This window comes from Salinisphaera sp. SWV1 (genome assembly GCF_052044155.1).
GTDB lineage: Bacteria > Pseudomonadota > Gammaproteobacteria > Nevskiales > Salinisphaeraceae > Salinisphaera.
This window is the reverse complement of the sequence record NZ_JBQDYE010000001.1, coordinates 193,891-213,736: the sequence shown is the minus strand read 5'-3', so window position 1 is coordinate 213,736 and position 19,846 is coordinate 193,891. Positions and strand designations below refer to the sequence as shown.

Below are 19,846 nucleotides of genomic sequence, written 5' to 3'. Positions count from 1 at the left end.
AAGCGGTTGGGTCGCCCGCACGACGGGCGGCGGAGGTATGCCTGGCCGATGCCGGTCGCAATCGGTCAAACACCGGAGTCTGCCAGATTCGCTGGCCCGGCACTACCAGAGTGCGCGGGTCTGTTCAGCGATCGGGCAAGACCTTCTGCGGATCGATCGGATCGCCATCCTTGCGCACCTCGAAGTGCAACATCGGCTTGTTGCCGGGGCCAAGCCCCATGTTCGCGATATGCGCCCCTGCGGCGACGCTCTGGCCCTGCTTGACGAAGCTCTTGTCGACGAAGCCATAGGCCGACAGATAATGCTTGTCGTGCTTGATGATGATCAGCTTGCCGTAGCCCTTCAGCCCCGAGCCGTTGTAGACCACGGTGCCGCTGGACGCGGCATCGATCGGTGCCCCGACCGTGCCGCCGATTTCGATGCCGCGCCGCCGCGCCGACGGGTCGTAGGCCCGCAACAACGGGCCGCTGGCCGGCCATTGCCAGCCATCCGCACTCGGGCCCCCGGCCTTGACCTTCGTGTGCCGGGTCGCGGCCGATGAGCTCGCGCTGTCGATCGAGCGCTGTTCCCGGGATTGGGTCGGCGAATGCCGGGGTGCGCTCTGTGCAGCGCCGCCGGCATTCGGCTGCGCTCGGTTACCCGCGCCGGACGAATGGTTCGAGGCGGTCGACACCGAATTGCGGGTAACCGTGGGCGCGCCGGGCGTATTGAGCGGCTGGACGTGGCCATTCGACCGACTCGACGGCGCCGCAGACGGTCGATTAGACGGCGTATTGGGCGCACTCGACATATGCGCGTAGTCCAGCCGCGGATAGGGCTTGAGCGTCAGATGCTGCCCCACGTCGAGGCGATACGGCGGCCCGATATGATTCCAGCGCGCCAGCTTGTGCCAGTCGATGTGGTAACGCTGTCCGATCTCGGACAACGTGTCGCCGCGCTGCACAGTGTAACTGTCGGGGCGCATCGCCCGGCTGATCGAACAGCCGGCCATTGCCATCGAGCCCGCCATCACCACGATGGCAGCCGCCGCTAGACGAAGCGATAGACCAGGCAGGCGGTCACGACCAAGGCGACGAATATCCATCCGATCCAGTCCAGATACTTGAGTAGTCGGTCCTCGAACACTGGCCCGAGACAGCGCACGAGCCCGGCGACCAGGAAAAACCGTGCGCCGCGCCCCGCGATCGATGCAAGCACGAAGGCCAGCAGCGGCATGTCGAGCGCACCCGCCGCGATGGTGAAAAGTTTATAGGGCAACGGGGAAAAGCCGGCAAACAGAACCGTCCAGAAGCCGTAGTCGGCGAACCCGCGCCGGACCGTGTCGTAACTCTGTCCATAGCCCACACTATCCAGCCAGGGAAGTATCTGTTCGATGAACAGCGCGCCGATCAGATAGCCGAACACAGCGCCGGCAGCGGAACCGAGCGTGGCGAGCACGGCATAGCGGACAAAGCGTTCGCGCCGGGCCAGCGTCATCGGCATGAGCATGACGTCCGGCGGAATCGGGAAGAACGAACTCTCGGCGAAGGCCAGGGCTACCAGCCCGCCCTGCGCATGCCGGTGCCCCGCGGCGCGGACCACGGCCGCGTAGAGCCGCCGCCACATCAGTCGTGGCCTTCGATCAGGGGCACGAAGCTGACCGGGTCGAGATCCTCGCGCTGGAACGACTGGCCCTGACGGCGCACCACGACCAGGCGCTGGCCGGCGCCGCCGGTCTCGCCCACCGGCACGATCATGCGGCCCTGCTCGGCCATCTGCTCACAGAGCGAGGTCGGCAACGCCTCGGCACCGGCGGTCACCAGGATCACGTCGAAAGGGCCGTACGAGGGCAGCCCGAGCACATCCTCGCGCGCTTCCCGCGCCCGGATATTGCGATAACCCAGTTCGGCGAGCCGGCGCCGCGCCTGGTCGTAGAGCGGCTTGATGCGCTCGACGGTATACACCGTGTCGACCAGTTCGGCCAGCACGGCCGCCTGGTAGCCGCTGCCGGTGCCGATCTCCAACACATGGTCGGGGACGCCGTCGGCCAGCAGCAGACTCGTCATCTGGGCCACGATATACGGCTGTGAAATCGTCTGGCCATAGCCGATCGGCAGCGCCGTATCGTCATAGGCCCGGCTGGTCATGGCCTCGTCGACGAACATATGCCGCGGCACGCGATTCATCGCCGCCAGAACGCGTTCGTCGCGGATACCGAGCTGCTCGAGGCGCGCGATCAGTCGCGCCCGGCTGCGCGCCGAGGCCATGCCGAAACCGCGCACGTGGGGATGCTTGTCCGGCTCGATCATCACAGCCGATCCAGCCAGTCGGACAACGACGACAGACTGGCATGCCGGGTCAGATCGATCTGCAGCGGCGTAATCGATACGAAGCCATTGTTGACGGCCTGGAAATCCGTACCGGGCCCGGCATCGGCCTGCCCGCCGGCCGGCCCGATCCAGTACACTTTTCGCCCGCGCGGATCGCGATCGGCGATCAGCTTCTCGGCACGATGGCGATAACCCAGCCGGGTGGCGCGATAACCGGCCAGCGCGTCGTATGCCACATCCGGGACGTTGACGTTGAGAATGGTATCGGCCGGCAGCGGGTGGGCCAGCAACAGGCGCACCATCGACACCGCGACCCGCGCCGCCGTATCGTAGTGAATACAGGCGTCGCCCGCCAGGGAGACCGCAATCGCGGGCAGCCCCAGCGACCGGCCTTCGGTCGCGGCCGCCACGGTGCCGGAATACAGCACATCGTCGCCAAGGTTGGCGCCCGTATTTATGCCGGAGACGACCATATCGGCGTCTTCATCAAACAGCCCCGTGGTCGCCAGATGCACGCAATCGGTCGGCGTCCCGTCGACGGCGAAGACATTGTCGTCGACCTCGCGCACCCGTAGTGGCCGCTCCAGCGTGAGCGAATTGCTTGCGCCGCTGCGATTGCGGTCCGGCGCCACGGTGACGATATCGTCGCAGACCGCGGCCATGGCCGCGCGCAGCGCGCTCAGGCCGGGGGCGTGACATCCATCGTCGTTGCTCAGTAGTAAACGCATGTACTCACAGACTCGAATTGATCCGGGCGCGCGTGCGCGTGCAGGCACGCGCTCAGCCCGATAGCATAGCTCATACAGGCCCGGCTTGACTTTGTGCCGCCAGCCGCGCGGCAGGGAATACGCGATCATGAGCGCTTCGAATCGCGACGACGACAAAACCAGTGAGGACGAAGCCGCGCTGTTCCGCAGCACGGTCGGGCCGGTCACGGATATCCGCCATCACCGGCGCGCACCGCAGCGTCCCCTGCCCTCGGCTCGCCCGCGCATGCGCGAGGCCGACGAGGCCGCCGTGATGACGGAACTTCTCGTCGACGCCCCGCCCGATCCGGACATCGAAACCGGCGACGACCTGGTGCATCGCCGCGAAGGTGTCCAGCATGCCGTGATCCGACGCCTGCGCCGCGGACATTATCGCTGCCAGGCCGAAATCGATCTGCATGGCATGGTGGTCGACGTGGCCCGTCATTGCCTGAGCGAATTCCTGCACGAGGCGCTGGATCGCGGCTATCGCTGCGTGCGCATCGTCCATGGCAAGGGCCTGCGCTCCGGCAACCGCGGGCCGGTACTCAAGGGCAAGGTCGCCGGCTGGCTGCGGCAACGGGATGAAGTGCTGGCCTATGCCTCGGCCCGGCCGGTCGACGGCGGCACCGGCGCGCTCTATGTCCTGCTTCGCAAGACATGAGCCCCGATCATGCGCCTCAACCGCGACCGGCCATGTCCTCGGCCCGGACCAGCTCGCGGATCACGCTGGTTGCGAAGGCTCCGGCAGACAGCGTGAATGAAAGCCGCATGTCGTCGCCTTCCACCGTAGCCTCGAGCCCGGTCAAGGGCAGTCGAAGGGCGCGCCGTTCGGCGTCCACGCCGAATTGCGCCAGACCGTCGCAGAAATCCGGGAAACCGGCCAGAACGCGATTTTCCATCTCGGCCGCGGCGTCGGAAGGCGACACCGCGCCGTCCCGCCGGCGCCCCGGCATGGGCCCGGTGGGCTCGATATCGCCACGTGCCGCGCGGGCGATGAGCGAATCCCAGGATTCCTCCGTGTCGGCGGCGGCGAACACACTGTGTGATCCGGCCAGCATGAAGACATCCCCGGTCAGCGGGCCGGGCCAGGCACCGGCCCGCAGGCGCGCATCCAGCACCGCATTGAAGATCAGCGAACGGGCCGCCGACAGGGCAAAACTGCGCCGCCCGCGCGACAAGCGACGACCGGAAAACAACGCCTGCGACAGCTCGATGTTGCGGCCGCCGTGGCCGAACCGCTGCGGCCCGAAATAGTTGGGCACACCGTCGCGCCGTACCCGCGCCACACGGGCCGCGAACGCTGTCGCGTCGAGGCCGTCGACCTGGCGCACGACAATATCGAAGCGATTGGCACGGTGCGTACCGCACCGAAGCTTGCGCCCGTGGCGGCGCGCCTCGAGTACGCGCAAGTCGTCGTCCGCGGGCCAGGCCGGCAGCGCCTGCTTGATCGGCCAGGTCAGCGACAACCATTGCCGGGTCATGGCATGGCGATCCTTGAGGCCGCTGTAGCCGATGTTGCGCGCCGCCACACCGATGGCGGCCGCCAGTCGTTCAACCGCCTGCGGGGTGGTCAGCCCGGTCTTCTCCACCCAAAGCCAGACATGCTCGCCCTCGCCGGACAGCTCGACATCGCAGATTTCCTCGACCCGAAAATCGGCCGGCGTCGCGCGCAACCGACCGCTTGCGCTCGGCCCGGATTCGACATGCGCGAAGGCGGCGACGTCGACCGCGTCGCCGTTCAGATAATCCATCCCGCGATCAGCCGGCGCTGGCGGTCTTGCCGGACGCGGCGTGCGACGCCTTCGTCGGGGCGGATTCGTCGGGCACGGTCAGAAAGAACGTCTCACCCGGCTTGACCATGCCCATTTCGACCCGCGCCCGACCCTCGGTCGCGCCCACGCCGGACTTGAGGTCATTGATCCGGGCCTGCATGGCATTGTTGCGCGCGCGGTCGTGCTTGTTCTCCCGGACGATCTTCTGGTGCATCGATTGCAGATGGTGCACCTGCGCCAGACTGCCGTCACCGATCCACAGCCGGTATTGCAGACCCGCGAAAACCACGACCAGCGCAATGACGGCGACGCGATACATGCCTCGATTGTAGCGCGTCGCCGCCGGCTGTCCAGCGTAGGTTTCGTAGTCGGGAACGCCGTCGCGCAATCTCGTCAGATTTCGCAGTTGAAGGCTTTCTTGCCCGGATACACCGCTCGGCTGCCGAGTTCGGCCTCGATCATCAGCAGACGGTTGTACTTGGCAATGCGGTCCGAGCGCGACAGCGACCCGGTCTTGATCTGCGTGGCCGCGGTCGCCACGGCCAGATCGGCGATGGTCGAATCCTCGGTTTCACCGGAACGATGCGACACCACGGCGGTATAGTCGGCGCGGGTCGCCACGTCGATCGCGCGCAGGGTCTCGGTCAGTGTGCCGATCTGGTTGGGCTTGATCAGAATCGAGTTGGCAATGCCTTCCTCGATGCCCCGCTGCAGAATACGCGTATTGGTCACGAACAGATCGTCGCCGACCAGCTGGATCCTGTCGCCCAGACGCTCGGTGAGCAATGCCCAGCCGTCCCAGTCGTCCTCGGCCATGCCGTCCTCGATCGTGATGATCGGATAGCGTTCGACCAGGCCGGCCAGGTAGTCGACGAACCCCTTGGCGTCGTAGTCCTTGCCTTCGCCGGCGAGCTTGTAGGTGCCGTCCTCGTAGAACTCGGTGCTGGCGGCGTCGACGCCCAGGTAGACCTGTTCGCCCGGCTTGTAGCCCGCACGCTCGATGGCCTCGACCAGCGTCTCCAGCGCGGCTTCATTGGACGGCAGGTCCGGCGCGAAGCCGCCCTCGTCGCCGACCGACGTCGACATGCCGCGCTCGCCCAGCAGTTTCTTCAGATTCTGGAAGATTTCCGCACCACAGCGCAAGGCATCCGAAAAACTCGAAAAGCCGGCCGGCACGATCATGAATTCCTGGATGTCGACATTGTTCGAGGCATGCTCGCCGCCGTTGATGACGTTCATCATCGGCACCGGCAGATGCGTCGCTTCATCGTGACCGAGAAACGCATACAGGCCCTGACCGGCATTGTTGGCGGCGGCGTGGGCCGCGGCCAGGGACACGCCCAGCAGCGCGTTCGCGCCCAGACGGCCCTTGTTGTCGGTGCCGTCGAGTTCGATCAGCACCTTGTCGAGACCGGCCTGGTCGTTGACGTCGAAGCCCTTGATCTTCTTGGCGATCTCGCCGTTGACATTGGCCACGGCGCGGGTTACGCCCTTGCCGAGGAAGCGACTCTTGTCGTTATCGCGCAACTCGACGGCCTCGAGGCTGCCGGTCGAAGCGCCCGACGGCACCATGGCCGTACCGGTCACCCCGGATTCCAACTCGATTTGAACCGCGACCGTGGGATTGCCGCGCGAGTCGATAACCTGATAGCCGCGCGTATTGGAAATCTTCGACATAAGCTTTGAATATCGCGTTGGTGTGGAATGAGCCCGAGCCACCGCGTTCTACTGCGGTCGACCAAGATTACCCGCTGTGCGGCGACGGCGCCATGACGCCGCGACGCTTGGCCACGCCATCGAGCTCGACCAGCGTTTCCAGAAGCTCGCGCATCTGTGCCAGCGGCAACGAATTCGGCCCATCGCACAGGGCGTTGTCGGGGTCGGGATGGGTTTCCATGAACAGCCCGGACACGCCCGCGCCGACCGCGGCCCGTGCCAGCACCGGAATATGTTCGCGCGCGCCGCCCGAGGCATGGCCGAGCCCGCCGGGCAACTGCACCGAGTGCGTCGCATCGAACACCACCGGGCAGCCGGTATCGCGCATCATCGCCAGGCCGCGCATATCGACCACGAGATTGTTATAGCCGAACGAGAACCCGCGCTCGCAGACCATGAGCGCCCGGCCGCCCGCTTCACGGGCCTTGGCCACCACGCCGTTCATCTCCGCCGGCGACAGGAACTGGCCCTTCTTGATGTTCACCGGCTTGCCGGAGGCGGCGACGGTCTGGATGAAATCGGTCTGGCGACACAGGAAGGCGGGCGTCTGCAACATGTCGACCACGACCGACACCGGCTCCACCTGGGCCTCGACATGCACATCGGTGGTCACCGGCACGCCGATCTCGCGCTTGACCGCCGCCAGCGTTTCCAGCCCCTGATCCAGACCGGGTCCACGATAACTGGCATGCGAACTGCGATTGGCCTTGTCGAAGGAGCCCTTGAACACATAGCCGATGCCGAGATCGGCACAGATTTCGGCCACATGGCCGGCGATATCGATCGACAGCTGCTGCGATTCCAGGCTGTCCGGCCCGGCGATCAGGAACAGCGGCGCATCGCCGCCGACTTCGAAACCGGCCAGATTCATTTCAGACACCGCGCGCGCGCCGCCGAGATGAAGCCCATGAACAACGGATGGCCGGCCCGCGGCGTCGACGTGAACTCGGGATGAAACTGGCAGCCCAGAAACCAGGGATGATCGGGCAGTTCGATGATTTCGACCAAGTCGTCCTCCACCGAGAAGCCGGAAAACACCAATCCCTTGGCCGACAGTGTCTCACGGTAACGGTTGTTGAATTCGTAGCGATGGCGGTGGCGTTCGAAGATCTCGTCGGCGTCGTAGCAGCGATGCGCCAGCGTGCCGGGCACCAGCCGGCAGCGCTGTTCGCCCAGGCGCATGGTGCCGCCGAGATCGACATTGGCGTCGCGGGTCTGGCGGGCGCCGCCGGCGTCGGTCCATTCGGTGACCAGCGCGATCACCGGATGCGCCGGCTGCGGCTCGAACTCGGTACTGTGCGCGCCGGCCAGCCCGGCCACATCACGCGCGAATTCGATACAGGCAACCTGCATGCCGAGACAGATGCCGAGATACGGCACCTTGTTCAGGCGCGCATAACGCGCGGCCGCGATCTTGCCCTCGATGCCACGTTCGCCGAAGCCCCCGGGCACCAGGATGGCGTCGCAGTCGGCCAGGGCCTCGGCCGGGTCCTTCTCCACCGTTTCCGAATCGACATAGTGGATATCGACACGCGTGGCCGTATGCAGCCCCGCATGCGACAGCGCTTCGTTGACCGACTTGTAGGCATCGGCCAGATCGACGTACTTGCCGACCATCGCCACCCGTACCGACACATCCTGGGTGGTGCGCGCATCGACCAGCGCGGCCCAGTTCGACAGGTCCGCCTTGGGCGCGGTCATCGAGAAATGATCGATGACCAGATCGTCGAGATGCTGGCTTTGCAGCAGACTCGGCATCTTGTAGATGTCGTCCACGTCGACCGCGGCGATGACCGCGCGATCGGAGACATTGGTGAACAAGCCGATCTTGCGGCGCTCGTTCTCGGGTAGCGGCCGGTCCGTGCGGCAGACCAGGATATCCGGCTGGATGCCGATCGAGCGCAACTCCTTGACCGAATGCTGCGTCGGCTTGGTCTTGAGCTCGCCGGAGGACGGGATAAAGGGCACGAGCGTCAGATGCATGAACATGACGCGATCGCGACCCAGCTCCACTCCGAACTGGCGGATCGCCTCCAGGAACGGCAGCGACTCGATGTCGCCGACGGTGCCGCCGATCTCGACCAGACAGATGTCCGCGCCCTCGCCGCCTTCCAGAATGCAGCGCTTGATCTCGTCTGTGATGTGCGGAATCACCTGCACCGTGCCGCCGAGATAATCGCCGCGCCGTTCCTTGTTGATGACGTTGTTGTAGATCTGGCCGGTGGTGAAGTTCGACAGGCGCGAGGTCCGCGTCTTGAGGAACCGCTCGTAATGACCCAGATCCAGGTCGGTCTCGGCGCCGTCGCGCGTGACGTACACCTCGCCATGCTGGAACGGGCTCATGGTGCCCGCATCCACATTCAGATACGGGTCGAGCTTGATCACCGAGACCGACAGGCCACGGGCTTCAAGCAGCGCGCCGAGCGAGGCGGCGGCGATGCCCTTGCCGAGCGAGGAGACAACCCCGCCGGTGACAAAAAGATAACGAGTACCGGTCGCGTGCCCAGCCATGCGCGCTCTTGTGGGGTCGAGGGAGGTGCCAGGCGCGCATGCTAGCCCAAAGCCGGTGCGCGAACAACGCGCGCCCGGTCGCGACATCGCCCGACCGGCGGCATCACACGGCCTGACATGGTATGCCGCGCCGGCTGATCCGCACCGGCGCGCGCGACCTGACCGTCGTTGCGCGAGTCGTGTCGTTCGCTGGCTCCGGGCGCTCAGTCGCGCACGGGGTCGCCGGCCAGCTCATGGCGCCAGACGAACGTCGGCGCGTATCCGCCGAACCAATCCACGATCGCGGGATGCTGCCACCGGCCGGGCAGTGCCACGAGCCGATCATCGACATACACCCGCGGCATCCGTTCCCGGATCCAGGGCGGCACCCGCGTTCGCCGCAGATATTCCGACAGGGCTTCCGTCCCGCCATCGGCGCGGCTCAGACGCGCGCCCGCACCACCGAACGCCAGCACGAGGCCGCCGGGCCATGCGCAGGCCGGCACGCCGTGAACCCGCAATACGCCACAGCCCGGGGGCAGCGTGATCGCGTCGCCGGCATGCCAGGCGAGCACGGTCGCGGCGGGCGGCGCGGCCGGCAACCGAGGCATGGCGAAAAGACGCGCATCGAAACGACGGACTTCGGTCCCGGCGAACGAAACACGGGGGCCGGCGTGTTCCCGGGCGCCGAGCAGGCGTGCGATTTCGGCCAGATGACGATGATTCGGCCGGTCATGCCCGGCTTCACGCAGCCAGCGGCGCAAGACTTCGGCGCGCCGGGCCGGCGACAGCGTGGCAAGGGCGTCGATGGACAGCGTATCCCTGTCAGTCCGCGCGGCCGCGAGATCCAGCGCGGCCAGCGCCCGGACCGCGTCGTTCGCCTGTGCCGCCCATGCCGCACTGCGTGCCAGGGTTTCGGCCGCGGCCGGCCAGCGCTCGACCAGCGCCGGCCAGACGCGGGTACGCAGTTGCCCGCGTGCGCGCTGCCGGCTGTGGTTGCTCCGATCCTCCACCCAGGCCAGGCCGTGCGCTTTCGCATAGGCGGTGATTTCGGCGCGTGGCCGGTCGATCCATGGCCGCCAGAGCCGCCCCGGGCCGAACGACGTCAGGCCCGGCATGCCGGCCAGGCCGGCCACGCCCGAGCCGCGCAGTGCCTGCAGCACAAACGTTTCGGCCTGGTCGTTGGCGTGGTGCGCCGTGAGCAACACCTCGCCCGGGGCGAGATCGTCGGCCAGTGCGGCATAGCGCGCATGGCGAGCCGCGGCTTCGAGCCCGCCGCCCCCGGCACCGACGTGGACATCGAGCCGGGAATAGGCCACGCCGAGATCCGCGCATTCCTGCGCGCAGTGCGCGGCCCAGTCTTCGGCCGCGGCCTCGATATGGTGGCACACATGTACCGCGCGCACAGCCGCCGCGCCGCCCGCATGGGCCAGCGCATGCAGCAGCGCCGTGGAGTCGCGCCCGCCGCTGTAGGCGACGACCAGACCGGCCGCGTGTTCCGGCGGCGTGCGCAGCAGGTCGGTCAACGTGGGCTGGTGTGTCACACCGCGGCGCGCGGCACGCTCGCGCCCTGTCCGGAGCGGCGCGGCGGCATCACCCCGCCGACTTGTAATCGCCGAAGGCCATCCAGCGCTTGTAGCGCGCGTCCAGCAACTCGTCGATGCTCAGGTGCTGAAGCCGGGTCATGTGGGCTAGCAGGCGATCCTTGAGATGCCCCATGAGGCGGGCCGGGTCGCGATGCGCACCGCCCAGCGGCTCATCCACGACTTCGTCGACCAATTCCAGGCGTTTGAGATCGATCGAGGACACCCGCATCGCCTCGGCCGCGTCCTCGGCCTTGGCCGCGGATTTCCACAGAATCGAGGCACAACCTTCCGGCGAGATCACGGAGTAGATGCTGTACTGAAGCATCATCAGCTGGTCGCCCACGCCGATCGCCAGCGCCCCACCGGAGCCGCCCTCGCCGACCACGGTGCAGATTACCGGCACGCGCAGCTTGGCCATCTCGAACAGATTGCGGGCAATCGCCTCGGACTGGTTGCGCTCTTCGGCGCCGATACCCGGATAAGCACCCGGGGTGTCGATGAAGGTCAGCACCGGCAGTTTGAAGCGCTCGGCGGTCTTCATCAGACGCAACGCCTTGCGATATCCCTCGGGTCGCGGCATGCCGAAATTGCGATGAATCTTTTCCTTGGTGTCACGGCCCTTCTGGTGCCCGATCACCATCACCGACTGACCGCCCAGACGCGCGGTGCCGCCGATGATTGCCGGGTCGTCGCCATAGGCCCGATCGCCGTGCAGTTCGACGAAGTCGGTGAACATGCCGTCGATGTAATCCTGCGTATAGGGGCGCAGCGGGTGACGCGCCATCTGCGCGACCTGCCACGTCGATAGCTTGGAAAAGATCTGCTCGGTCAAATGCTTGCGCTTTTCTTCCAGACGCGTGATTTCTTCCGAGAGATTGACCTCGCTACCGTCCGCGACAAAGCGCAACTCCTCGATCTTCTGCTGCAGTTCGGCGATCGGTTGTTCGAAGTCCAGGTAATCGAGGTTTTTTTGCGCCATCGGTTCGTCGTTGCCGGTTGTCGGATCAGCTTACGCTCGTCTGGGCGCGACGATAACGTACTTGCACTTTATCCGCACCCACGAGGCTCTTCAGATCGGCCAGCAACTCCTCGCACAGGCGCAGCCGGGTATCGCCCAAAGTCAGCACCGCGCGGGCCTGTGCGTTGGCGTAACGCAACACGACATCGCAGCCGGCGTCGGCCTTGTAGCGATCCACGCAGCCGGCGAGTGCGCCGACATCCAGCGTGGCTTCGGACTGCAACTGCAGCAGGATACGGCTGGCATAGGCCGCACGCGCGGTCTCGATGTCCATGACCGTGTTCGCGTTGAGCCGGAAACCGTCGGAGAAGTCGTCGTACTGCAGGCTGCCGTCGACGATCACGAGCTTGTCCGAGACCAGCAGATGGCCGAACTCGGCGGCCTTGTCCTCGAACAGGGGGCACTCGATGCGCCCGGAGCCGTCGTCCAGCACGACGATGATCCGCTTGCCCTTCTTCATGCGCCGGACCTCGACCACAAGCCCGGCGACCACCGCGGCCTTGCGCGGACTGCGGCGGCCCTCGCCGCCCTCTTCCGGCCGGGGCATGGCCGCGACCTGATCGGCGATCTTGCCGTCGGTCATGCGCGCCAGCTCGGCCTCCCAGGCCTTGATCGGATGCCCGGTCAGATACAGACCCAGCGTGTCGCGCTCGGCCTTGAGCCGCTCGTCCTCCGGCCATTCGTCGAGATGATCAAGCGGCGGCCCGGCGGTGTCCGGTGTTTCGGCCAGGCCGAACATGTCGTTCTGGCCGACGCGGCTGGCCGCGCGGTCCTGTTCCGCGGCCGCCAGCGCGCGGGTTACACCGTGCATGAGGCTGGCCCGGTTCGGGCCGAGATCATCCAGCGCGCCGGCGTTGATCAGGGCCTCGATCGCGCGCCGGTTGATCTTCGACGTATCCACCCGGCGACAGAAGTCATACAGATTGACGAAGGTGCCGCCCTCGCGCCGCTCGGCGATCACGGCTTCGATCGCGCCCTTGCCCAGCCCCTTGATCGCGCCCAGGCCATAGCGGATGGTCGCATCGTCGACCACCGAGAAGTTGTATTCGGAGGCGTTGACGTTGGGCGGCGCCACCTCGATGGCGAGCCGGTGGCACTCGTCGATCATGATCACGACCTTGTCGGTGTGATCCATATCCGCCGACAACACCGCCGACATGAAGTCGGCCGGATAATGCGCCTTCAGCCACGCGGTCTGATACGACACCAGGGCATAGGCCGCCGAGTGCGATTTATTGAAACCGTAGCCGGCGAATTTCTCGACCAGATCGAAGATATAGGCGGCGGTATCCTCGTCGATATTGTTCGCGACCGCGCCCTTGACGAAACCGTCGCGCTGCTTGGCCATTTCCTCGGGCTTTTTCTTGCCCATGGCACGACGCAACAGGTCGGCGTTGCCCAGGCTATAGCCCGCCAGCACCTGGGCGATCTGCATCACCTGTTCCTGGTACAGGATGACGCCGTAGGTCGGTTCCAGCACTTCCGCCAGGCTGTTGTGCGGATACACCACCTTGGCCCGGCCGTGCTTGCGGTCGATGAAATCCTCGACCATGCCGGATTCGAGCGGCCCGGGCCGATAGAGTGCGACCAGCGCGATGATGTCCTCGAACTCGGCCGGCTGCAGGCGCTTGATCAGGCGCCGCATGCCGGACGATTCCAGCTGGAACACAGCCGTGGTGTCGCCTTTCTGCAGCAGGTCGAACGAGGCCTTGTCGTCCAGCGGGATCTGGCGAACGTCGATCGGCCCCTTGCCGGTTTTTTTCAGGCGGGTGTTGGCGACCTGGACCGCGTTGTCGATGATGGTGAGCGTGCGCAGGCCGAGAAAGTCGAACTTGACCAGGCCGACCGCCTCGACATCGTCCTTGTCGAACTGGGTGACGCGATTGGTGCCGCCCGGCTCGCAGTACAGCGGCGTGAAATCGATCAGGTTGGACGGCGCGATGACCACGCCGCCGGCGTGCTTGCCGGCGTTGCGGGACAATCCTTCCAGCGACAGCGCCAGATCGAGCAGGTAACCCACCTCCTCGTCTTCGCGCGAGGTCCGCAGTTCCTCGGATTCCTCGAGCGCCCGGGTGAGCGTCATGTCCGGGGCGAACGGGATCTGCTTGGCGATGCGGTCAACGAAGCCGTAGGGGTGATTGAGCACGCGCCCGACGTCGCGCACCACGGCCTTGGCCGCCATCGTGCCGTAGGTGATGATCTGGCTGACCTTCTCGTGGCCGTAGGCATCGGCCACGTATTCGATCACCCGGTCGCGGCCGTCCATGCAGAAGTCGACGTCGAAGTCGGGCATGGACACGCGTTCGGGATTGAGGAAGCGTTCGAACAGCAGATCGTAGGCCAGCGGGTCCAGGTCGGTGATGCCGAGCGCATAGGCCACCAGCGAACCGGCGCCCGAACCACGGCCCGGACCTACCGGCACGCCGTTCTCGCGCGCCCAGCGAATGAAGTCGGCCACGATCAGGAAGTAGCCGGGAAAACCCATGGTCTTGATGACGTCGAGTTCGTGGGTCAGCCGGCTCTCGTATTCCTCGCGCCTGGTCTCGCGCACGTCCGCGTCCGGATACAGGTCTTCGAGGCGTTCATTGAGTCCGGCCCGGGATTCGGCCTTGAGAAACGAATCGGTATCGTGACCTTCGGGCACCGGGAAATCCGGCAGCACGTTCTCGCCGAGCGTGAGCTGGAGATTGCAGCGGCGCGCGATCTCCACCGAGTTCTCGATCGCCTCGGGCAGGTCGGCGAACAGCTCGACCATCTGCTCGGGCGTCTTGAGATACTGTTCGGCGGTGTAGTGGCGCGGCCGGCGCGGATCGGCCAGCGTATAGCCGCCGTGGATGGCCACACGCGCTTCGTGCGCATCGAAATCGTCGGCGCCGGGAAAGCGCACGTCGTTGGTGGCCACGATCGGAATATCGGTGGCCAGGGCCAGGCCGACGGTCTCCGCCAGCCAGGCGGCCTCGCCGCTGCGCTGGCAACGCGTGACCTCCAGATAGTAGCGATCGCCGAAAATCGATTGCCAGTGGCGCGCGTGCTGCTCGGCCAGTTCGGTCTTGCCGGCCAGCAGCGCCTGGCCGGTATCGCCGCTCATGCCGCCGGACACCGCGATCAGCCCGTCCGACTTCTCCACGATCCATTCGCGCCGGGTGAGTACCTGGCCGCCGGTCTGGCCATGCAGGTAGGACCGCGTGAGGATTTCGCAGAGGTTGCGATAGCCCTCGCGGTGCTGCGCGATCAGGGTCAGCCGGGAGGCCGGCGCCGCACCTTCGTCCACCAGCAGATCCACGCCCACGATCGGCTTGATACCGGCCCCGAGCGCGGCCTTGTAGAACTTCACCATGCCGAACAGGTTGACGTTGTCGGTCACGCCGACCGCTGGCATGCCGGCCTCGGCCACCTGCTTCATCAACGGCTTGATGCGCACGATGCCGTCGGACAGCGAATACTCGGTATGAACGCGCAGATGGACGAAGGGCGTCGTCATCGATAATCCTCGAACTCGGGGGCCGGAGCCCGCCTATCCTAACGTGAAATTCAGCGTGGTCTGCCGGGCCGCCGCGGCGCGGGCGACCGGCGCGAAACTATGTCGATGGATCGGCGTCGGGCCCAGTTCCGCGAGCGCGGCCCGGTGTGCGGGCGTGCCATAGCCCTTGTGTGCAGCCAGGCCATAGCCCGGATAGGCCACGTCGAGTTCGACCATCTGACGATCCCGCGCCACCTTGGCGATCACCGACGCCGCGCTGATCGCGGGCACGCTGCCGTCGCCGCCAACGACCGTGCGCATCGGCAGCGACAGCGCCGGCGCGCGATTGCCGTCGATCCAGGCGGCGAACGGCTGAACCGACAGCGCGGCCACCGCGCGCTGCATGGCCAGTAGCGTGGCGCCGAGAATATTGTAACGATCGATTTCGGCCACCGAGGCCTCGGCGATGGCCCAGGCGATGGCGCGCTCGCGGATCTTGATATCGAGGGCTTCGCGCGCCTCGGCGGTCAGCGCCTTGGAATCGGTCAGCCCTTTCGGCAGCGGTCGAGGCGGCATGATCACCGCCGCTGCCACCACCGGGCCGGCGAGCGGTCCGCGCCCCACCTCGTCGATTCCCGCCACCACCGGACAGGCAAACTTGCGCCCGGCGCGCGGCCTCATGAACGCGCCTCGATCAGACCCGCCACCGCCTCGGCGGCGCGGGTATCGGCAGCGCGTGCCAGACCCGCATGAATCGCCTCGAAGGCATCGATCTGGGCGGCGCGCGCGGCCGGCGAATGCACGAGCCGATACAGCCAGGCGCCGAGCATGGGCACCTGCGCGTCGGTCTGCAGCAGTTCGGGCACGAGGCGTCGTCCGGCCAGGAGATTCGGCATGCTCACGAACTCAGTCTTGATGAGATCGAGCCCACGTGCAATCCAGTAATTGACGGGCGACAGCTCATAGGCCACCACCATCGGTGTCTTGGCCAGCAGCGCTTCCAGCGTTGCCGTGCCCGAGGCCACCAACAGCGCGTCTGCGGCGCGCATGACCTCGCGCGAACGCCCGTCGACGAGTCGCACGTCGAGATCGGGGAAATCCTCGAGATCGGCCTCGAAGCGCTGGCGTACGCGGGCATTGGCCATCGGCGCAATGAAGCGCAGGCCGGGATCGCGGCGTCGCAGCCAGCGCGCAACGGCCAGGAAGCGCGGCCCGAGCCGGCTGACTTCGGCCCGCCTGCTGCCGGGCAGCAGGCCGACCCAGTGCGCGGCCCGATCCATGTCCAACGCCTGGCGCGCGGCCGCGGCGTCCGGGTGCGCCGGCAGCGCGTCGGCCAATGGATGGCCGACGAAGGTGACGGGAATATCGTGCGCGGCGAAGAATGCCGGTTCGAACGGGAAGATCGCCAGCATCAGATCAACGGCACGGCGAATGCCGCGTGTGCGCCCGGCGCGCCAGGCCCAGGCGGTCGGGCAGACGTAATGGACGGTGGCGATGCCAGCACGCCGCACGCGTTGTTCCAGCCGGGTGTTGAAGGCCGGCGCGTCGACGCCGATGAAGACATCGGGCCGGCAGCGCGTGACTTCGCGATACAGGCGCTGGCGAAGCCGCAGCAGGCGCGGGATCTGGCCGATCACCTCGCTCACACCGAACAACGACAGCGCGTCGATGCCCGCCCGCGATTCGCAGCCTTCGGCGACCATGCGCGGCCCGGTCACGCCGACGAACCGTGCCTCCGGATAGCGCCTGCGCAACTCGCGGATGAGCCCCGCAGCCAGCACATCGCCCGACACCTCGCCGGCGACGATGAAAAAAACCGGAGCGCGACGTGCCATCGACGCCACCGAACCCCCGCCGCCGGTCAGCGGATGATGCCGCGCTGGGCATTATCCAGCGACGCGAGCATCGTGGCCACGGCCGGGCTGGTCTCGGCGTATTCGCGAATCGCCTCCTTGGCCTCCGCCAGACGCATCTTGGACCGATACAGGGTGCGATAGGCCTTCTTCACGGCCGCGATCTCGTCGTTGGAATAACCCATACGACGCATGCCGATCGAATTGATGCCGTGCGGCTCGGCCGGGGAACCGGCCGAGCGTACGAAGGCCGGCACGTCCTGAACCACCCCGCTGCAATAAGCCAGGAAGGCCAGCGTGCCGATATGACGAAACTGGTAAACGAGTGCAAACCCGGCCAGGATGCAGTGGTCGCCGATATGAACATGTCCGGCCAGACTCGCGCCGTTGGCCATGGTGATACCGTTGCCGAGCACGCAATCATGCGCCACATGGGTATACGCCATGAGCAGATTGTCGTCGCCGATGCGAGTCATGCCCTGGTCGAACAACGTGCCGCGATGCACGCTGCAATACTCGCGGAACGTGTTGCCATCGCCGATCACCAGCTCGGTCGGCTCGCCCTTGTAGCCGCGGTGCTGCGGCTCGGCGCCAAGCGAGACAAACTGGGACACCTTGTTGTTGCGACCGATCGTCGTATGCCCGTCGATCACCGCGTGCGGCCCGATTCGCGAGCCCGCGCCGATCCTGACATGCGGACCGACCACCGTGAACGGCCCGATATGGACGTCGTCATCGATCTGCGCTTCGGGGTGAACCTGAGCCGAGGCGTCGACCGGCATTATTCGACCTCGTCTGGCGCCGGCTTGCTCGGGATGGCCATGACCTGCGCGCGACACGCCAGCTCGTCGCCCACCCAGGCTTCGGCGTCGAAACGCCATAGCCGTTTCTTCGCGGAATCGATTTCAAGCTTGAGCAGCAACTGATCGCCCGGCACCACCTGGCGCTTGAAGCGTGCCTTGTCGATACCCGCGAAATACACGATGGTTCCGTCGTCGGCATCGACCGTGCGCATGCCCAGAATCAGACCGGCCTGGGCCAGCGCCTCGAGAATCAGCACGCCGGGCATCACCGGATGGCCCGGGAAATGCCCGCCGAAGAATGGCTCGTTGACCGTCACGTTCTTCAACGCCGTAATCGACTTGCCCGGCTCGCATTCGAGTACCCGATCGACCAGAAGAAACGGGTACCGGTGCGGCACCCGCTTCATGATTTCTCGGATTCCATCCTGTTCGTTCATCAAGGGTCTCCAGCAATCCCGTTTGTCGTCTCGACACGCTTGAGCCGGGCCTCGATTCGATCGAGCGCCCGGAACAGCGCCAGCCGTTTGCGCCAGCTTCGCGCCGGCATGGCACGAAAGGTCGACGAGTATACTCCTTCGACCGCAATATCCCTGGGCACTTGACTGGCCGCGGTGATGATCACGCCATCGGCAATGGTGACGTGATCGCCGATGCCCACGCCGCCGCCGATCATGCAGCGCGCGCCGATCGTGGTCGAACCGGCAATTCCGGTACAGCCGGCAATCACGGTGTGCTGGCCGATCACGCAGTTGTGTGCGACATGGACCTGGTTGTCGATCTTCGCCCCGGTGCGCACGATCGTATCCTCGATCGCGCCGCGGTCGATGGTGCTGTTGGCGCCGATCTCCACGTCGTCTTCAATACACACACCGCCCAGCTGCGGAACCGGCTCAAACCCGGCGGGCCCGGGCACCAGCCCGAAGCCACGCTCGCCCAGCACCGCTCCCGAGCCAATGCGTACGCGCGCACCGACGCGCGTATTCGCACAGATCGTCACCCGCGAGCCGATCACGCCGTCCGCGCCGAGGCTGACGTCCGCATCGATCACACTGCCCGCGCCGATCACCACCCCGGCGCCGACCACGGCGCGTTCACCGATCACCACATGGGCGCCGATGCTGGCGGAGGCCGCTACCCGGGCGCTGGCCGCCACGACCGCGCTGGCGGCCGTACCCGGGGCCGGGGACGGCCGGTCGAATACCGTGGCCACGTGCGCGTAGCTCAAACGCGGGGTATCGCTGATCAGCAGCGCCGGCCGGTCGATGTCGGCCAGCGCGCGCGGCACGATAATGAGGGCGGCACGGCTGGCCTCGACCCGTTGGCGCTGTCGGGGCGTCTCGGCGAACCCGAGACCGTGTTCATGGCCGGGGTCGAGACTACAGACGCCCGCGACCATGACATCGCCATCGCCGACCATCTCCAGCCCGAACCGACGCGCCAGATCTGCGGCACGGAATCGCGTCGACGCGGTCGAGTCGGCCACGGCTTTTTCCTCGTTCAATTCGTCTTTTGGGCGCTGGTAGGTGCGTGATTTGTCCTGGCGTCACCGGCGGCCTGCTTTTTCAGTCGCCGCAGTATGGCATTGGTGATGTCAACCGAGTCGCTGGCATAAAGCACCGAGTCTCCGACGATCAGATCATAGCCATTGTTCCTGGCGTAATCGTCGATCACCTGTCGCAGATCCGAGCGCATCACGGCCAGCTCCTTCTGCTCGGCGTCGGAGACGTCGTCGTTGTAATGCGACCGCTCGCGCTGGAGCTGGTGCCTGGCGTCACGGATCGCGGCCGACAGCTGATCGCGCTGATCGTCACTCATCGAATCCGCCTTGTCCTTGAGCCGATCCATCTTGACCTGGAGCGCATTCGAAGCCTTTTCCAGAGCCTGCTTGCGCTTGGCGAACCGCTCGGCCATGTTCTTCCTGGCCGTCCGCGCCTGCGGCGATTCCCGCACCAGCCGATCGAGATCGACCACCCCGATCCTGGCTGGCGGCCGGGTCGGTTGCGCCTGCACCGCCCCGGCACCGAGCACCGCGACCAGGGCCGCCACCACCAACCAGCAAGGAGCCCGCACCCTCGTTCGCATCAGGTATC

The 19,846-nt window shown here is 66.3% G+C and carries 19 protein-coding genes; 1 reads left to right on the top strand and 18 read right to left on the bottom strand.

What is annotated here, in order from left to right:
• Positions 1–124: 124 nt before the first annotated feature.
• Genes ACS8YF_RS01005 through surE form a run of 4 tightly spaced genes read right to left on the bottom strand, consistent with a single transcriptional unit; the run spans position 125 to position 3,037 of the window.
• Entirely contained in the window at positions 125–1,084 is a 960-nt protein-coding gene (locus tag ACS8YF_RS01005; protein WP_440848349.1) for a peptidoglycan DD-metalloendopeptidase family protein, read from the bottom strand.
• The gene (locus ACS8YF_RS01000) at positions 1,030–1,605 is read right to left on the bottom strand and encodes a YqaA family protein (protein ID WP_440848348.1); all 576 of its coding nucleotides are present in this window, start codon (positions 1,603–1,605) and stop codon (positions 1,030–1,032) included. The genes ACS8YF_RS01005 and ACS8YF_RS01000 overlap by 55 nt, the downstream gene beginning before the upstream one ends.
• The gene (locus tag ACS8YF_RS00995; RefSeq protein WP_440848347.1) at positions 1,605–2,288 is read right to left on the bottom strand and encodes a protein-L-isoaspartate(D-aspartate) O-methyltransferase; all 684 of its coding nucleotides are present in this window, start codon (positions 2,286–2,288) and stop codon (positions 1,605–1,607) included. Before ACS8YF_RS00995 ends, ACS8YF_RS01000 begins: the two co-directional genes overlap by 1 nt.
• On the bottom strand, positions 2,288–3,037 hold the full coding sequence (surE, locus tag ACS8YF_RS00990; protein WP_440848346.1) for a 5'/3'-nucleotidase SurE: 750 nt from the start codon (positions 3,035–3,037) through the stop codon (positions 2,288–2,290). The genes ACS8YF_RS00995 and surE overlap by 1 nt, the downstream gene beginning before the upstream one ends.
• A 127-nt stretch (positions 3,038–3,164) precedes the next feature.
• Here surE and ACS8YF_RS00985 point away from each other — a divergent pair, with 127 nt between their 5' ends.
• Positions 3,165–3,719: a Smr/MutS family protein gene (locus ACS8YF_RS00985; RefSeq protein ID WP_440848345.1), complete on the top strand. Its 555-nt coding sequence runs from the start codon at positions 3,165–3,167 to the stop codon at positions 3,717–3,719.
• 16 nt (positions 3,720–3,735) lie between these two features.
• On the opposite strand, the gene truD is transcribed toward ACS8YF_RS00985, so the two are convergent.
• The 14 genes from truD to ACS8YF_RS00915 all read right to left on the bottom strand — a co-directional run bounded on the left by truD (position 3,736) and on the right by ACS8YF_RS00915 (position 19,838).
• Positions 3,736–4,809: a tRNA pseudouridine(13) synthase TruD gene (gene truD, locus ACS8YF_RS00980; RefSeq protein WP_440848344.1), complete on the bottom strand. Its 1,074-nt coding sequence runs from the start codon at positions 4,807–4,809 to the stop codon at positions 3,736–3,738.
• A gap of 7 nt (positions 4,810–4,816) precedes the next feature.
• A complete protein-coding gene (locus ACS8YF_RS00975) occupies positions 4,817–5,149 on the bottom strand; it encodes a septum formation initiator family protein (protein ID WP_440848343.1) in 333 nt (110 codons plus the stop codon).
• A 74-nt stretch (positions 5,150–5,223) separates the two neighbouring features.
• Entirely contained in the window at positions 5,224–6,507 is a 1,284-nt protein-coding gene (eno, locus tag ACS8YF_RS00970) for a phosphopyruvate hydratase (protein WP_440848342.1), read from the bottom strand.
• 67 nt (positions 6,508–6,574) lie between these two features.
• A complete protein-coding gene (kdsA, locus tag ACS8YF_RS00965) occupies positions 6,575–7,417 on the bottom strand; it encodes a 3-deoxy-8-phosphooctulonate synthase (RefSeq protein ID WP_440848390.1) in 843 nt (280 codons plus the stop codon).
• A complete protein-coding gene (locus tag ACS8YF_RS00960) occupies positions 7,414–9,057 on the bottom strand; it encodes a CTP synthase (RefSeq protein WP_440848341.1) in 1,644 nt (547 codons plus the stop codon). The genes kdsA and ACS8YF_RS00960 overlap by 4 nt, the downstream gene beginning before the upstream one ends.
• A gap of 203 nt (positions 9,058–9,260) precedes the next feature.
• Positions 9,261–10,580: a tRNA lysidine(34) synthetase TilS gene (tilS, locus tag ACS8YF_RS00955; RefSeq protein WP_440848340.1), complete on the bottom strand. Its 1,320-nt coding sequence runs from the start codon at positions 10,578–10,580 to the stop codon at positions 9,261–9,263.
• A 49-nt stretch (positions 10,581–10,629) separates the two neighbouring features.
• Positions 10,630–11,601 (bottom strand): acetyl-CoA carboxylase carboxyltransferase subunit alpha, encoded by a 972-nt coding sequence (locus tag ACS8YF_RS00950; RefSeq protein WP_440848339.1) that lies wholly within the window; start codon positions 11,599–11,601, stop codon positions 10,630–10,632.
• A gap of 25 nt (positions 11,602–11,626) precedes the next feature.
• On the bottom strand, positions 11,627–15,121 hold the full coding sequence (gene dnaE, locus ACS8YF_RS00945; RefSeq protein WP_440848338.1) for a DNA polymerase III subunit alpha: 3,495 nt from the start codon (positions 15,119–15,121) through the stop codon (positions 11,627–11,629).
• A 33-nt stretch (positions 15,122–15,154) separates the two neighbouring features.
• Complete coding sequence (gene rnhB, locus ACS8YF_RS00940; protein WP_440848337.1) at positions 15,155–15,781, bottom strand: ribonuclease HII; 627 nt, start codon at positions 15,779–15,781, stop codon at positions 15,155–15,157.
• The gene (gene lpxB / locus ACS8YF_RS00935) at positions 15,778–16,935 is read right to left on the bottom strand and encodes a lipid-A-disaccharide synthase (RefSeq protein ID WP_440848336.1); all 1,158 of its coding nucleotides are present in this window, start codon (positions 16,933–16,935) and stop codon (positions 15,778–15,780) included. Before lpxB ends, rnhB begins: the two co-directional genes overlap by 4 nt.
• A gap of 26 nt (positions 16,936–16,961) precedes the next feature.
• Positions 16,962–17,735 (bottom strand): acyl-ACP--UDP-N-acetylglucosamine O-acyltransferase, encoded by a 774-nt coding sequence (gene lpxA / locus ACS8YF_RS00930; RefSeq protein WP_440848335.1) that lies wholly within the window; start codon positions 17,733–17,735, stop codon positions 16,962–16,964.
• Complete coding sequence (gene fabZ, locus ACS8YF_RS00925) at positions 17,735–18,193, bottom strand: 3-hydroxyacyl-ACP dehydratase FabZ (RefSeq protein WP_440848334.1); 459 nt, start codon at positions 18,191–18,193, stop codon at positions 17,735–17,737. The genes lpxA and fabZ overlap by 1 nt, the downstream gene beginning before the upstream one ends.
• Entirely contained in the window at positions 18,193–19,239 is a 1,047-nt protein-coding gene (gene lpxD / locus ACS8YF_RS00920; RefSeq protein WP_440848333.1) for a UDP-3-O-(3-hydroxymyristoyl)glucosamine N-acyltransferase, read from the bottom strand. The genes fabZ and lpxD overlap by 1 nt, the downstream gene beginning before the upstream one ends.
• Positions 19,240–19,253: 14 nt before the next feature.
• A complete protein-coding gene (locus tag ACS8YF_RS00915; protein WP_440848332.1) occupies positions 19,254–19,838 on the bottom strand; it encodes an OmpH family outer membrane protein in 585 nt (194 codons plus the stop codon).
• Positions 19,839–19,846 lie beyond the last annotated feature (8 nt).

Excerpts from the sequence above, each read along its gene's own strand:
- ACS8YF_RS01005 (WP_440848349.1), bottom strand. The coding sequence starts at position 1,084 with ATGGATATTCGTCGCCTTGGTCGTGACCGCCTGCCTGGTCTATCGCTT.
- ACS8YF_RS01000 (WP_440848348.1), bottom strand. The coding sequence starts at position 1,605 with ATGTGGCGGCGGCTCTACGCGGCCGTGGTCCGCGCCGCGGGGCACCGG.
- ACS8YF_RS00995 (WP_440848347.1), bottom strand. The coding sequence starts at position 2,288 with ATGATCGAGCCGGACAAGCATCCCCACGTGCGCGGTTTCGGCATGGCC.
- surE (WP_440848346.1), bottom strand. The coding sequence starts at position 3,037 with ATGCGTTTACTACTGAGCAACGACGATGGATGTCACGCCCCCGGCCTG.
- ACS8YF_RS00985 (WP_440848345.1), top strand. The coding sequence starts at position 3,165 with ATGAGCGCTTCGAATCGCGACGACGACAAAACCAGTGAGGACGAAGCC.
- truD (WP_440848344.1), bottom strand. The coding sequence starts at position 4,809 with ATGGATTATCTGAACGGCGACGCGGTCGACGTCGCCGCCTTCGCGCAT.
- ACS8YF_RS00975 (WP_440848343.1), bottom strand. The coding sequence starts at position 5,149 with ATGTATCGCGTCGCCGTCATTGCGCTGGTCGTGGTTTTCGCGGGTCTG.
- eno (WP_440848342.1), bottom strand. The coding sequence starts at position 6,507 with ATGTCGAAGATTTCCAATACGCGCGGCTATCAGGTTATCGACTCGCGC.
- kdsA (WP_440848390.1), bottom strand. The coding sequence starts at position 7,417 with ATGAATCTGGCCGGTTTCGAAGTCGGCGGCGATGCGCCGCTGTTCCTG.
- ACS8YF_RS00960 (WP_440848341.1), bottom strand. The coding sequence starts at position 9,057 with ATGGCTGGGCACGCGACCGGTACTCGTTATCTTTTTGTCACCGGCGGG.
- ACS8YF_RS00950 (WP_440848339.1), bottom strand. The coding sequence starts at position 11,601 with ATGGCGCAAAAAAACCTCGATTACCTGGACTTCGAACAACCGATCGCC.
- dnaE (WP_440848338.1), bottom strand. The coding sequence starts at position 15,121 with ATGACGACGCCCTTCGTCCATCTGCGCGTTCATACCGAGTATTCGCTG.
- rnhB (WP_440848337.1), bottom strand. The coding sequence starts at position 15,781 with ATGAGGCCGCGCGCCGGGCGCAAGTTTGCCTGTCCGGTGGTGGCGGGA.
- lpxB (WP_440848336.1), bottom strand. The coding sequence starts at position 16,935 with ATGGCACGTCGCGCTCCGGTTTTTTTCATCGTCGCCGGCGAGGTGTCG.
- lpxA (WP_440848335.1), bottom strand. The coding sequence starts at position 17,735 with ATGCCGGTCGACGCCTCGGCTCAGGTTCACCCCGAAGCGCAGATCGAT.
- fabZ (WP_440848334.1), bottom strand. The coding sequence starts at position 18,193 with ATGAACGAACAGGATGGAATCCGAGAAATCATGAAGCGGGTGCCGCAC.
- ACS8YF_RS00915 (WP_440848332.1), bottom strand. The coding sequence starts at position 19,838 with ATGCGAACGAGGGTGCGGGCTCCTTGCTGGTTGGTGGTGGCGGCCCTG.